At 57.8% G+C, this 13,362-nt stretch carries 10 protein-coding genes; 1 reads left to right on the forward strand and 9 read right to left on the reverse strand.

Annotation, left to right across the window (positions count from 1 at the left end):
- Positions 1–128: 128 nt before the first annotated feature.
- The 9 genes from sucD to sdhC form a co-directional block, all read right to left on the reverse strand.
- Positions 129–1,010 carry a succinate--CoA ligase subunit alpha gene (sucD, locus tag WBB95_RS09910; RefSeq protein ID WP_065872666.1) on the reverse strand — a complete coding sequence of 294 codons (882 nt, stop codon included), beginning with the start codon at positions 1,008–1,010 and terminating at the stop codon, positions 129–131.
- A complete protein-coding gene (gene sucC / locus WBB95_RS09915; protein WP_133099064.1) occupies positions 1,010–2,176 on the reverse strand; it encodes an ADP-forming succinate--CoA ligase subunit beta in 1,167 nt (388 codons plus the stop codon). Before sucC ends, sucD begins: the two co-directional genes overlap by 1 nt.
- Positions 2,177–2,380: 204 nt before the next feature.
- Positions 2,381–3,817, reverse strand: coding sequence for a dihydrolipoyl dehydrogenase (lpdA, locus tag WBB95_RS09920; RefSeq protein ID WP_424487423.1), 1,437 nt, complete (start codon positions 3,815–3,817; stop codon positions 2,381–2,383).
- Between the two features lie 101 nt (positions 3,818–3,918).
- Positions 3,919–5,145 (reverse strand): 2-oxoglutarate dehydrogenase complex dihydrolipoyllysine-residue succinyltransferase, encoded by a 1,227-nt coding sequence (odhB, locus tag WBB95_RS09925; protein ID WP_424487424.1) that lies wholly within the window; start codon positions 5,143–5,145, stop codon positions 3,919–3,921.
- Positions 5,146–5,189: 44 nt separating this feature from the next.
- Entirely contained in the window at positions 5,190–8,021 is a 2,832-nt protein-coding gene (locus WBB95_RS09930; RefSeq protein ID WP_424487425.1) for a 2-oxoglutarate dehydrogenase E1 component, read from the reverse strand.
- 261 nt (positions 8,022–8,282) lie between these two features.
- The gene (locus tag WBB95_RS09935) at positions 8,283–8,987 is read right to left on the reverse strand and encodes a succinate dehydrogenase iron-sulfur subunit (protein ID WP_003172807.1); all 705 of its coding nucleotides are present in this window, start codon (positions 8,985–8,987) and stop codon (positions 8,283–8,285) included.
- 11 nt (positions 8,988–8,998) lie between these two features.
- Entirely contained in the window at positions 8,999–10,771 is a 1,773-nt protein-coding gene (sdhA, locus tag WBB95_RS09940; protein ID WP_071486443.1) for a succinate dehydrogenase flavoprotein subunit, read from the reverse strand.
- Positions 10,772–10,774: 3 nt separating this feature from the next.
- A complete protein-coding gene (gene sdhD / locus WBB95_RS09945) occupies positions 10,775–11,143 on the reverse strand; it encodes a succinate dehydrogenase, hydrophobic membrane anchor protein (RefSeq protein ID WP_424487426.1) in 369 nt (122 codons plus the stop codon).
- Positions 11,137–11,511, reverse strand: a complete 375-nt coding sequence (gene sdhC, locus WBB95_RS09950; RefSeq protein ID WP_124361976.1) for a succinate dehydrogenase, cytochrome b556 subunit — start codon at positions 11,509–11,511, stop codon at positions 11,137–11,139. The genes sdhD and sdhC overlap by 7 nt, the downstream gene beginning before the upstream one ends.
- 364 nt (positions 11,512–11,875) lie before the next feature.
- On the opposite strand from sdhC, the gene gltA reads away from it, so the two are divergent.
- On the forward strand, positions 11,876–13,165 hold the full coding sequence (gene gltA, locus WBB95_RS09955) for a citrate synthase (protein ID WP_003210575.1): 1,290 nt from the start codon (positions 11,876–11,878) through the stop codon (positions 13,163–13,165).
- The last annotated feature ends 197 nt before the right edge of the window (positions 13,166–13,362 follow it).

Consider the following 13,362-nt stretch of genomic DNA (forward strand, 5'->3'; position numbering starts at 1 on the left):
CTGTTGACCGATACACCGCCTTCGCGAGCAAGCCCGCTCCCACATGTTGATCTCCACCAACCTGCGGAAAGCACAAAGGCCACCCGAAGGTGGCCTTTGTGTGGTGAAGCGTCAGCTAAGCGCGAAGCTTACTTGACAGCCCAACCAGTCAGCTCGGACAAAGCCTTGCCGATGTCTGCCAGCGAACGCACGGTTTTAACGCCTGCGTCTTCCAGGGCAGCAAACTTCTCGTCTGCAGTGCCCTTGCCGCCAGAGATGATTGCGCCAGCATGGCCCATGCGCTTGCCTGCAGGGGCAGTCACACCAGCGATGTAGGAAACAACCGGCTTGGTCACGTGTGCCTTGATGTAGGCAGCCGCTTCTTCTTCAGCCGAACCGCCGATCTCACCGATCATCACGATCGCTTCGGTCTTCGGGTCTTCCTGGAACAGCTTCAGGATATCGATGAAGTTGGAGCCTGGGATCGGGTCACCGCCGATGCCGACGCAAGTCGACTGACCGAAACCGGCGTCAGTAGTTTGCTTGACAGCTTCGTAGGTCAGGGTGCCGGAACGCGAAACGATACCGACTTTGCCTGGCAAATGAATGTGACCTGGCATGATGCCGATCTTGCATTCGCCTGGAGTGATCACGCCTGGGCAGTTAGGGCCGATCAGGGTAACACCCAGTTCGTCGCACTTAACTTTAGCGTCCAGCATGTCCAGGGTAGGAATGCCTTCGGTGATGCAAACGATCAGCTTGATGCCGCCGAATGCTGCTTCCAGGATGGAGTCCTTGCAGAAAGGAGCTGGAACGTAGATCACGCTGGCGGTAGCGCCAGTGGTTTCTACTGCTTCTTTCACAGTGTTGAACACTGGCAGGCCCAGGTGCTCGGTGCCGCCTTTGCCTGGAGTAACGCCGCCAACCATCTTGGTGCCGTATTCGATGGCTTGCTGGGTGTGGAAACTACCTTGCGAACCGGTAATACCCTGGCAGATAACTTTGGTGTCTTTATTGATCAGGACGCTCATTATTTGCCCTCCGCAGCTTTGACAACTTGTTGAGCAGCGTCGGTCAGGCTGGTAGCCGCGATGATGTTCAAACCGCTTTCTGCCAGTACTTTAGCGCCCAGTTCAGCGTTGTTACCTTCAAGGCGAACAACAACCGGGATTTTAACGCCGACTTCTTTCACTGCACCGATGATGCCTTCGGCAATCATGTCGCAACGAACGATGCCGCCGAAGATGTTGACCAGTACTGCAGCGACGTTGGAGTCGGACAGGATGATCTTGAACGCTTCGGTAACGCGTTCTTTGGTGGCACCGCCGCCTACGTCGAGGAAGTTGGCTGGTTTGCCGCCATGCAGGTTGACGATGTCCATGGTACCCATGGCCAGGCCAGCACCGTTGACCATGCAACCGATGTTACCTTCCAGGGCTACGTAGTTCAGTTCGAACTTGGCAGCGTGCGCTTCGCGCGGATCGTCTTGCGACGGATCGTGGAAAGTCTTCAGCTTAGGCTGACGGTACATGGCGTTGGCGTCGATGTTGATCTTGGCGTCGAGGCAATGCAGATCGCCGTCAGCCTTGATCACCAGCGGGTTCACTTCCAGCAGGGCCAGGTCGTGATCCTTGAACAGTTTGGCCAGACCTACGAAGATCTTGGCGAACTGTGCAACTTGCTTGCCTTCCAGGCCCAGCTGGAATGCCAGCTCGCGACCCTGGAATGGCTGAGCGCCAACCAGTGGATCGATAGTGGCTTTCAGAATTTTTTCTGGGGTTTCGTGAGCGATCTTCTCGATGTCCACGCCACCTTCGGTGGAAGCCATGAACACGATGCGACGGCTCGAACGGTCAACGACAGCGCCCAGGTACAGCTCTTTAGCGATATCAGTGCACGACTCAACCAGGATCTTGGTGACTGGTTGGCCATTGGCATCAGTCTGGTAAGTCACCAGACGCTTGCCCAGCCACTGCTGTGCGAAGGCCTTGGCGTCTTCTTTGCTGCGAACCAGCTTAACGCCGCCCGCTTTACCGCGACCACCAGCGTGGACCTGGGCTTTGACAACCCACTCGGTACCACCGATTTTGTCGCAAGCTTCTGCTGCTGCTTCCGGGGTGTCTACTGCGTAGCCCTTGGATACTGGCAGGCCGTATTCAGCGAACAGCTGCTTACCCTGATACTCGTGAAGATTCATGCTTTTTACCGTCTTCGTTAGGTACTGCGCATTCGGCGCTGCGCTCATTATGAGTGCCGCGCCACCTGTGACTGCTGCTTGCGCAACTTGCGGGGCTCAAGGCCCGTAAAGCTGCGCAAGGCTGCGTCCAGCGGATATTCCGCGGTGAGTCTTGCGCGCAAGGCTCACGACGGGCAACTCCGCCGTGGTTTCTTATTATCTTGCTTAGCGTTTTTTCTTGTTGGCAATGTGAATGGCGCCGCCATTCACAGCCAACGCGGCTTCGTGCAACGCTTCGGACAGGGTCGGATGGGAGAAGACCATCATGCCCAGGTCCTCGGCACTGGTGCCGAATTCCATACCGATCGCGCCTTGCTGAACCAGTTCTGCAGCGCTCGGGCCAATCACGTGGACGCCCAATACGCGGTCAGTCTTGGCATCAGCGATGACTTTGACAAAACCACCGGTGTCGTTGGCTGCCATGGCACGGCCAGAAGCGGCAAACGGGAAGGTGCCGACGTTAACTTCAACGCCTTCAGCTTTCAACTGCTGTTCGTTCTTGCCGACCCATGCAATTTCCGGGTGGGTGTAGATAACAGACGGGATCAGGTCGTAGTTCATCTGGGTTTTGTGGCCCTTGATGCGCTCGACAACCATGATGCCTTCTTCGGAAGCCTTGTGCGCCAGCATCATGCCGCGAACCACGTCACCGATGGCGTACACGCCAGGAACGGTGGTAGCGCAGTGATCGTCAACGTGGATGAAACCACGCTCGTCGATGTTCACGCCACTGTCGGAAGCCAGCAGGTCGGTGGTCACTGGACGGCGACCAACGGCTACGATCAGCTTGTCGAACGTGATGGTCTGCTCGCCGTCTTTGTTGGTGTAGGTCACAACGACTTCTTCGCCGTTAACCTTGGAACCGGTAACACGAGCGCCCAGCTTGATATCCAGACCTTGTTTGGTCAGGGTTTTCAGCGCTTCTTTGGACACTGCGGTGTCGGCAGCCAGCAGGAACGTGTCCAGGGCTTCCAGCACGGTGACTTCGGAACCCAGGCGGGACCATACGGAACCCAGTTCCAGGCCGATCACGCCAGCGCCGATCACGCCCAGACGCTTTGGAACCGATTGGAATTCCAGGGCGCCGGTGGAGTCAACGATCACGTTCTGGTCAACTGGAGCAGGCGGAATGTCGATAGGACGCGAGCCTGGAGCCAGGATCACGTTTTCGGCTTCGATGATTTCTACCGAACCGTCCGGCTTGGTGATTTCAACTTTCTTGCCGGCCAGCAGCTTGCCGTGGCCTTGCAGGGAAGTCACGCCGTTGGCCTTGAACAGGGTCGCAACGCCGGAAGTCAGGCCTTTGACGATGTTGGCTTTACGGCCGACCATTGCTGGCACGTCCATGGTCACGCCAGCATGGTTGATGCCGTGGATCGCGAAACCGTCTTGGGCTTCGTGGAATTTCCAGGAGCTGTCCAGCAGCGCCTTGGAAGGAATGCAACCAACGTTCAGGCAAGTACCGCCCAATGCCAGTTTGCCTTCCTTGTCGGTGTATTTTTCGATGCAAGCAGTCGAGAGGCCCAGTTGTGCGGCCTTGATGGCGGCAACATAGCCGCCAGGACCCGCACCAATCACTACAACGTCAAATTTCTGCGACATGAAAATAGTTCCTCTATTTAGCAGCAAGCTTTCAAGCCGCAAGCCCCAAGCCCGACTGCCGTATCCGGCAGCCCATTACTTGAGGCCAGCAGCTGCTTCTATCAGATATCCAGCAGCAGACGAGCCGGATCTTCCAGCAGGTTCTTGATGGTCACCAGGAAAGTCACGGCTTCTTTACCATCGATCAGGCGGTGATCGTAAGACAGTGCCAGGTACATCATCGGGCGGATCACGACTTGGCCGTTGATGGCCATCGGACGCTGGAGGATGTTGTGCATGCCCAGGATCGCAGCTTGCGGCGGGTTAACGATCGGGGTCGACATCATCGAACCGAAGGTACCACCGTTGGTGATGGTGAAGGTACCGCCGGTCATCTCGTCGATGGTCAGCTTGCCGTCACGGGCTTTCTTGCCGAAGCTGGCGATGCCGCCTTCGATTTCAGCCAGGCTCATCAGCTCGGCGTTACGCAGGACCGGTACTACCAGGCCACGGTCGCTGGACACGGCAACGCCGACGTCTGCATAGCCGTGGTAAACGATGTCGGTGCCGTCGATCGAAGCGTTGACTGCCGGGTAGCGTTTCAGCGCTTCGGTAGCGGCTTTTACGAAGAACGACATGAAGCCCAGGCGCACGCCGTTGTGGGACTTCTCGAACAGGTCCTTGTACTTCGAACGCAGGGCCATGACTTCAGTCATGTCGACTTCGTTGAACGTGGTCAGCATCGCCATGTTCGACTGTGCTTCAACCAGACGCTTGGCCACGGTGGCACGCACACGGGTCATCGGTACGCGCTTCTCGGTACGGTCACCGGCAGCGAATACAGGTGCAGCGGCAGCCGGGGCAGCAGCCTTGGCAGGTGCGGCAGCTGGAGCGTTTTTCTTGGCTTCAACGGCAGCAACCACGTCTTCCTTGGTTACGCGGCCGTCTTTGCCGGTGCCCTTGATGGACGCCAGGTTAATGCCGTTTTCTTCAGCCAGCTGACGCGCAGCCGGTGCAGCGATTGGGTCTTCGCCCCCCGCAGCCGGAGCAGCAGCTGGAGCCGAAGCAGCAGCCGGTGCAGCAGCGGCGGCTGGAGCAGCGGCAGCAGCGCCGCCCGCTTCGATCGAGCCCAGGATCTGGTTCGACAGGACGGTAGCGCCCTCTTCAGCAACGATCGCGCCCAGCACGCCGTCAGCTTCGGCCAACACTTCCAGAACGACTTTGTCGGTCTCGATGTCGACGATCAGGTCATCACGCTTTACAGCGTCGCCTGGTTTCTTGTGCCAGGTGGCAACGGTGCCATCGGCAACCGATTCCGGGAATGACGGGGCTTTGATTTCGATAGCCATTATCTGTGGGTCCTTAAAATTCGGTTTCAGTCAGCGCGAAGGCGTTAAACAGTGAAAGCATCTTGCAGCAGTTTTTCCTGCTGCTCGGCGTGCATCGACGCATAACCACACGCAGGTGCAGCAGAAGCATCACGACCGGCGTACTCAAGGCCAAGGCCTGTCTTGTGGTTACCGATGCTGCGACGCAAATGATGCTGGCTGCTGTACCACGCGCCCTGGTTCATCGGTTCTTCCTGACACCACACCACGTTGGTGAGGTTGGTGTAAGGCGCGATGGCCTCCATCAGGTCGTCTTCCGGGAACGGGTAAAGCTGCTCGATCCGCACGATGGCGATGTCTTCGCGGCCCTCGCTACGGCGTTTTTCCAGCAAATCGTAGTAAACCTTGCCGCTGCACAGGATCAGGCGAGTGACCTTGGCTGCATCCAGGGTGTCGATTTCCGGAATCACGGTCTGGAACGAACCGTCGGCCAGATCTTCCAGGGTCGAGATGGCCAGTTTATGACGCAACAGCGATTTCGGCGTCAGCACTACCAGCGGCTTGCGCAGCGGACGGATCACCTGGCGACGCAGCAAGTGGTAGATCTGGGCCGGGGTAGTCGGCACGCACACCTGGATGTTGTGCTCGGCGCACAGCTGCAGGTAACGCTCCAGACGGGCCGAGGAGTGCTCCGGACCCTGACCTTCATAACCGTGTGGCAGCAGCATGGTCAGACCGCACAGACGGCCCCACTTGTGCTCGCCACTGGTGATGAACTGGTCGATAACCACCTGGGCACCGTTGGCGAAGTCGCCGAACTGGGCTTCCCAGATCACCAGCGCCTGCGGCGTGGTGGTCGAGTAACCGTATTCGAACGCCAGTACGGCTTCTTCGGACAGGAACGAATCGTACAGGTCGAAACGTGGCTGGCCTTCGTACAGGTTCTGCAACGGGATGTAGGTGCCCGCATCTTTCTGGTTGTGCAATACCGCGTGACGGTGCGAGAACGTACCACGGCCGATGTCCTGGCCGGTCATGCGGATCGGGTGACCTTCGAACGCCAGGGTCGCGTACGCCATGGTTTCGGCGTAACCCCAGTTGATCGGCAGGCCGCCGGCTTGCATTTTCTGACGGTCTTCGTAGATCTTCGCAACCTGGCGCTGTACGACAAAGTTGTCTGGAATTTCCAGCAGCTTGGCAGACAGTTCCTGCAAGGTTTTCAGATCGAACGTGGTGTCGTGACGCGCAGTCCAGGCATGGCCCAGGTAGGGGCGCCAGTCCACGAACAGCTCTTTGTTCGGCTCTTTAACCAGGCTTTTCACTACGTGCAGGCCATTGTCCAGCGCGTTGCGGTATTCATCGATCTTCGCCTGAACACGTGCATCGTCAACCACACCGGCCTTGGTCAGGCTTTCGGCGTACAGCTCACGGGTGGTGCGCTGCTTGCTGATCTGCTGGTACATCAACGGTTGGGTGCCGCTAGGCTCATCCGCTTCGTTGTGGCCGCGACGGCGGTAGCAAACCAGGTCGATGACCACGTCACGCTTGAACTGCATGCGGTAGTCGATGGCGAGCTGGGTCACGAACAGCACGGCTTCCGGGTCATCACCATTCACATGGAGGATCGGCGCCTGGATCATCTTGGCAACGTCGGTCGCGTACTCGGTAGAGCGTGCGTCCAGCGGGTTGCTGATGGTGAAACCGACCTGGTTGTTGATGACGATGTGTACCGTACCGCCGGTCTTGAAGCCGCGAGTCTGCGACATCTGGAACGTTTCCAGGACCACGCCTTGACCGGCAAATGCCGCGTCACCGTGGATGGAAATCGGCAGGACTTTCTCACCGGTGGAATCGTTACGACGATCCTGGCGCGCACGAACCGAACCCTCGACCACTGGAGAAACGATTTCCAGGTGGGATGGGTTGAAGGCCATGGCCAGGTGAACTTCACCGCCGGTGGTCATCACGTTGGACGAGAAGCCCTGGTGGTATTTAACGTCACCGGAACCCAGCTCGACCTTCTTCTTGCCTTCGAACTCGTCGAACAGCTCGCGCGGGTTCTTGCCGAAGGTGTTGACCAACACGTTTAGGCGACCACGGTGAGCCATGCCGATCACGATTTCCTTGGTGCCATAGGAACCGGAACGCTGGATCAACTCGTCGAGCATTGGAATCAGGCTTTCGCCGCCTTCCAGGCCGAAACGCTTGGTGCCCGGGTATTTGGTACCCAGGTATTTTTCGAGACCTTCAGCTGCAGTCACGCGCTCAAGCAGGTGGCTGCGCACATCGGCGGACAGAACCGGACGGCCACGCACGCCTTCCAGGCGATGCTGGAACCAGTGGCGCTGCTCGGAATCGGTGATGTGCGTAAATTCAGCGCCGATGGTGCGGCAATATGTCTGCTGCAACGCTTCGTGAATTTCGCGTAGGCTCGCTTCCTCTTTGCCGATGAACAGGTCGCCGGCACGGAAGGTCGTATCAAGATCGGCATTGGTCAAGCCGTAATGATTGATCGACAGGTCAGCAGGTGCAGGACGCTGCCAGAGCCCCAGCGGGTCAAGCTGGGCCGCCTGGTGGCCACGCATCCGGTAGGCCTGGATCAGTCGCAATACTTCAACTTGCTTCTTCTCATGCTCACTGCTCACGCTGCCGGCGGAAACCGGTTGGGCGCGGCGCTGGTTCTTTGCCAGCAGCACAAACTGATCGCGAATCGTTGCGTGCGATACATCGGTGGCAGCGTTGCCGTCTGAAGACAACGTCTGAAATTTGGTGCGCCATTCTTCTGGCACAGCGTTAGGGTCGTGCAGGTAGAGCTCATAAAGCTCTTCCACATAGGCAGCGTTACCACCTGAAAGATAGCCGCTGTTCCACATGCGCTGCATCACGCTTTCTTGCATGCTTGGTCACCCTCGATTTGGGGACACCACCGGCGAAAACACCGAGTTTGCTTGCAAAAGGCCAAGTGCAGCGACCAAAACAAGCCACTTAGGATCACGCTGATAGTTCGGGTACCAACCCGAATGCCCCTGCTTGTCTCATTTCTTCAAAATAAGAGCCGCGGCTTTGTAAGTCGCTGCTCAAGTTAAAACTACGGCGCCGGTTGAAGCCTGCGCCGTAGCATTTACGGGCACAACGGTCCTGCTTTGCTACAACGTCAGTTACACGCCGCTTTGCAGCAACATGTTACGGATGTGACCAATGGCCTTAGTCGGGTTCAGGCCTTTAGGACATACGTTGACGCAGTTCATGATCCCACGGCAGCGGAATACGCTGAACGGGTCATCCAGTGAAGCCAGACGCTCGGACGTCTTGGTGTCACGGCTGTCTGCCAGGAAGCGGTACGCTTGCAGCAGAGCGGCTGGACCCAGGAACTTGTCCGGGTTCCACCAGAAGGACGGGCACGACGTCGAGCAGCAAGCGCACAGGATGCACTCGTACAGACCGTCGAGCTTTTCACGCTCTTCCGGGGACTGCAGACGCTCGATGGCCGGAGCCGGCGTGTCGTTCTGCAGGAACGGCTTAACTTTCTCGTATTGCTTGTAGAAGATGCTCATATCGACGACCAGGTCACGGATAACCGGCAAACCTGGCAGAGGACGAACGATCAGCTTGTTGCCTTTCACCACGGCGGACAGCGGCGTGATGCACGCGAGGCCGTTTTTACCGTTGATGTTCATGCCGTCGGAGCCGCAAACACCTTCACGGCAAGAGCGACGATAGGAAAAACCTTCGTCCTGCTCTTTGATCAGGGCCAGCACGTCCAGCACCATCAGGTCTTTACCACCGGTATCGACCTGGAATTCCTGCATGAACGGCGCAGCGTCCTGATCAGGGTTGTAGCGATAAACACTGACTTTCAACATGGCAGCCACCCTTAGTAAGTCCGAATTTTCGGTTCAAACGTCGGAACCGTCTTCGGCGAGAAGTTCACGGCACGCTTGGTTACGCGCTTGTCACCCGGGAAGTACAGGGTGTGGCACAACCAGTTTTCGTCGTCGCGGTCTTCAAAGTCTTCACGCGCGTGAGCACCACGGGATTCTTTACGAACCTCGGCGGCGATCGCCGTCGCCTCAGCCACTTCCAGCAGGTTTTGCAATTCAAGGGCTTCGATACGAGCGGTGTTGAACGCCTGGCTCTTATCGTTGATCTTGACGTTGGCGATGCGCACGCGCAGGTCGGCCAGTTGGGCAATACCCTTCTGCATGTATTCGCCGGTACGGAAAACACCGAAGTAGTTCTGCATGCAGTTTTGCAGCTCGCGACGCAAGGTAGCCACGTCTTCGCCATCAGTACGCTCGTTCAGAGCGTTCAGACGCGCCAGGGCGGCTTCGATATTGGCATCGGTCGCTTCATCGTATTCGATGCCGTCGGTCAGTGCCTTTTCCAGATGCAGGCCAGCAGCACGGCCGAATACCACCAGATCGAGCAGCGAGTTGCCGCCCAAGCGGTTAGCACCGTGTACCGATACGCAAGCCACTTCGCCTACGGCGAACAGACCGTGGATGATCTCGTCCACGCCTTCGGCATTTTGGGTGATCGCCTGGCCGTGGATGTTGGTCGGCACGCCGCCCATCATGTAGTGGCAGGTTGGAACAACCGGAACCGGAGCAACCACTGGGTCAACGTGAGCAAAGGTCTTGGACAGCTCGCAGATACCTGGCAGGCGACTGTGCAGCACTTCTTCACCCAGGTGATCGAGCTTGAGCAGTACGTGGTCGCCGTTCGGGCCACAGCCGTTGCCGGCGATGATTTCTTTAACCATCGAACGGGCAACAACGTCACGACCGGCAAGGTCTTTGGCGTTCGGAGCATAACGCTCCATGAAACGCTCGCCGTGCTTGTTGATCAGGTATCCACCTTCACCACGGCAGCCTTCGGTCACCAGTACACCGGCGCCGGCGATGCCAGTCGGGTGGAACTGCCACATTTCAATGTCTTGTACCGGCACGCCAGCACGCAGTGCCATGCCGACGCCGTCACCGGTGTTGATCAGGGCGTTGGTGGTCGAAGCGTAGATACGGCCTGCACCGCCAGTCGCCAAAACGGTAGCCTTGGCGCGGATGTAGGTGGTTTCACCGGTTTCGATGCAGATGGCGATCACACCGACGAATTCGCCTTGTGCGTTCTTCACCAGATCGACAGCGTAGTACTCGTTAAGGAAAACGGTACCGGCTTTCAGGTTGCCCTGATAAAGGGTGTGCAGCAGCGCGTGACCGGTACGGTCGGACGCAGCGCAAGTACGGGCAGCCTGCCCGCCCTTACCGTAATCCTTCGACTGACCGCCGAATGGACGCTGGTAGATACGACCTTGTTCGGTACGCGAGAACGGCATACCCATGTGGTCCAGCTCGTAGACCGCAGCCGGGCCTTCCTGACACATGTATTCGATAGCGTCCTGGTCACCGATGTAGTCGGAACCCTTGACGGTATCGTACATGTGCCAGCGCCAGTCATCGTTCGGGTCGGCGGACGCGATGGCGCAGGTGATGCCACCCTGGGCCGAAACGGTATGGGAACGCGTCGGGAACACCTTGGTGATCACGGCAGTCTTGTGACCACCCTGAGCCAGCTGCAGCGCTGCGCGCATGCCAGCACCGCCGCCACCAATGATGATGGCGTCGAAGGAAATAGTTGGAATGTTAGCCATGAATCAGATACCCCAAAGAATCTGCACACCCCAGACGAAGTAAGCGAACATTGCAACGCCGCAGACTGCCTGGAAGAGGAAACGTACTGCCGTCGCGGACTTGCCCAGCGCCATCGGCGTCAGGTAGTCGGTCGCGATGGTCCACATGCCAACCCAGGCGTGAGCACCCAGGGCTACAAGGGCCAGCAGACTGAAGATTCGCATCGCATTGTGGGCGAACAGGCCATGCCATTGTTCATAGCTGATGCCCGGGTGTGCGACGAGGTATCCGATCAGGAAAATGAAATAAGCCGCGAGAACGACCGCAGACACACGCTGCGCCATCCAGTCATAGAGGCCCGAACGCGAAAGGTTCGTAACGCTGGTTACCATATCCAAACTCCTGCCAGAACGATCAGCACCACGGAAATGGCGATGATGATTTTCGAGCCCAGGCGGCCGCCTTCCAGCGTCTCACCGATGCCTGCATCCATAATCAAGTGGCGCACGCCGGCTACCAGGTGATAAAGCAGAGCGGACAGGAGGCCCCATGCTACGAACTTGGCCAGCGGGCTGGTCAACGTTGCCTTCACCTCGGCGTAACCTTCCGCGGAACCCAGGGATTTGCTCAATGCATAAAGCATGATGCCCAGGCCCAGGAACAGGATGATGCCGGAAACACGGTGCAGGAACGACGTAACGCCGGTGATGGGGAGTTTGATGGTCCTTAGGTCTAGGTTTACAGGTCGTTGGCTATTCACGGCTTTTTTTCACACTGAAGAGCCCCTAACAATCAGGGCAAAGTTGTTGGGGAGTGCACTGGTCAGGTAAGCACCACCCAGGGAGTGCGACCCCCAATGAAAGCAAGCCCAAAAGCCCTTGGCGGTCGGTGGCCGAGTATAGACAGTTAGGTTACTAATGACAACGCGCGCTCCTCACCCTAATAGCGGATTGCGCTGGCGGGATAAAAGGCGTAAATGGCAGTCAATTTCGACGAAAAAGTACGGTTAAAGCCTTCTGGAGCAAGACTTTAGGCAAATTGACATCTGAATTTATCTCACTATAGTGGTGCGGGCCCTGCGTGGGGGGTCTGTCTGATGATTTGAAGCATAAATAGGAGGCCACATGGCTGACAAAAAAGCGCAGTTGATCATCGAGGGCGCAGCCCCCGTCGAGCTGCCCATTTTAACCGGCACCGTTGGTCCCGATGTTATCGACGTACGGGGCCTGACGGCCACGGGCCGTTTCACATTCGACCCAGGCTTCATGTCGACCGCCTCTTGCGAGTCGAAGATTACCTATATCGATGGCGATAATGGCATTCTGCTTCACCGCGGCTACCCGATCGAGCAACTCGCCGAACAGTCGGACTACCTGGAAACCTGCTACCTGCTGCTAAATGGCGAACTGCCAACAGCCGAGCAAAAAGCCCAGTTCGTCAGCACCGTGAAGAACCACACCATGGTTCACGAGCAGTTGAAGACCTTCTTCAACGGCTTCCGTCGCGACGCCCACCCGATGGCCGTCATGTGCGGCGTGGTCGGCGCCCTGTCGGCCTTCTATCACGACTCCCTCGACATCAATAACCCGCAGCATCGCGAAATTTCCGCGATCCGCCTGGTTGCCAAGATGCCGACCCTGGCCGCAATGGTTTACAAGTACTCCATGGGCCAACCCATGATGTACCCGCGCAACGACCTGACGTACGCGGAAAACTTCCTGCACATGATGTTCAACACCCCGTGCGAGATCAAACCGATCAGCCCGGTACTGGCCGCGGCGATGGACAAGATCTTCATCCTCCACGCCGACCACGAGCAAAACGCCTCGACGTCTACCGTGCGCCTGGCGGGCTCTTCGGGTGCCAACCCGTTCGCCTGTATCGCCGCCGGTATCGCCGCACTGTGGGGCCCTGCCCACGGCGGTGCGAACGAAGCCGTATTGACCATGCTCGATGAAATCGGCGATGTCTCGAACATCGACAAATTCATCGCCAAGGCCAAGGACAAGAACGATCCGTTCAAGCTGATGGGCTTCGGTCACCGCGTTTACAAAAACCGCGATCCGCGCGCCACCGTGATGAAAAAGACCTGCGACGAAGTGTTGAAGGAACTGGGCATCAAGAACGATCCGCAACTCGAACTGGCCATGCGCCTGGAAGAGATCGCCCTGACCGACCCGTACTTCATCGAACGCTCGCTGTACCCGAACGTCGACTTCTACTCGGGGATCATCCTCAAGGCGATCGGCATTCCAACCAGCATGTTCACCGTGATCTTCGCCCTGGCGCGGACCGTGGGCTGGATCTCCCACTGGAAAGAAATGCTCTCCAGCCCGTACAAGATTGGCCGCCCGCGCCAGCTGTACACCGGCTACGAGTCGCGTGACATCACCAAGCTGGAAGATCGCAAGTAAGCACTCACCCGCTTAGTTGCACTGAAAACGGCCTCCCTTTGTGGAGGCCGTTTTTGTTTGTGCAGCCAGGCCTGCCGCCATCGCAGCATAAGTATCTACACATCGTTGTAGTGAGCGGGCTTGCCCCGCGCTGGGCTGCGAAGCGGCCCCAAACCAGGCGACCTGGTTCTATCTGGAACTCGGCGGAGTCTTTGTTG

Origin of the sequence: Pseudomonas sp., assembly GCF_049645325.1 — a bacterium.
In the GTDB taxonomy this organism is placed as follows: domain Bacteria; phylum Pseudomonadota; class Gammaproteobacteria; order Pseudomonadales; family Pseudomonadaceae; genus Aquipseudomonas.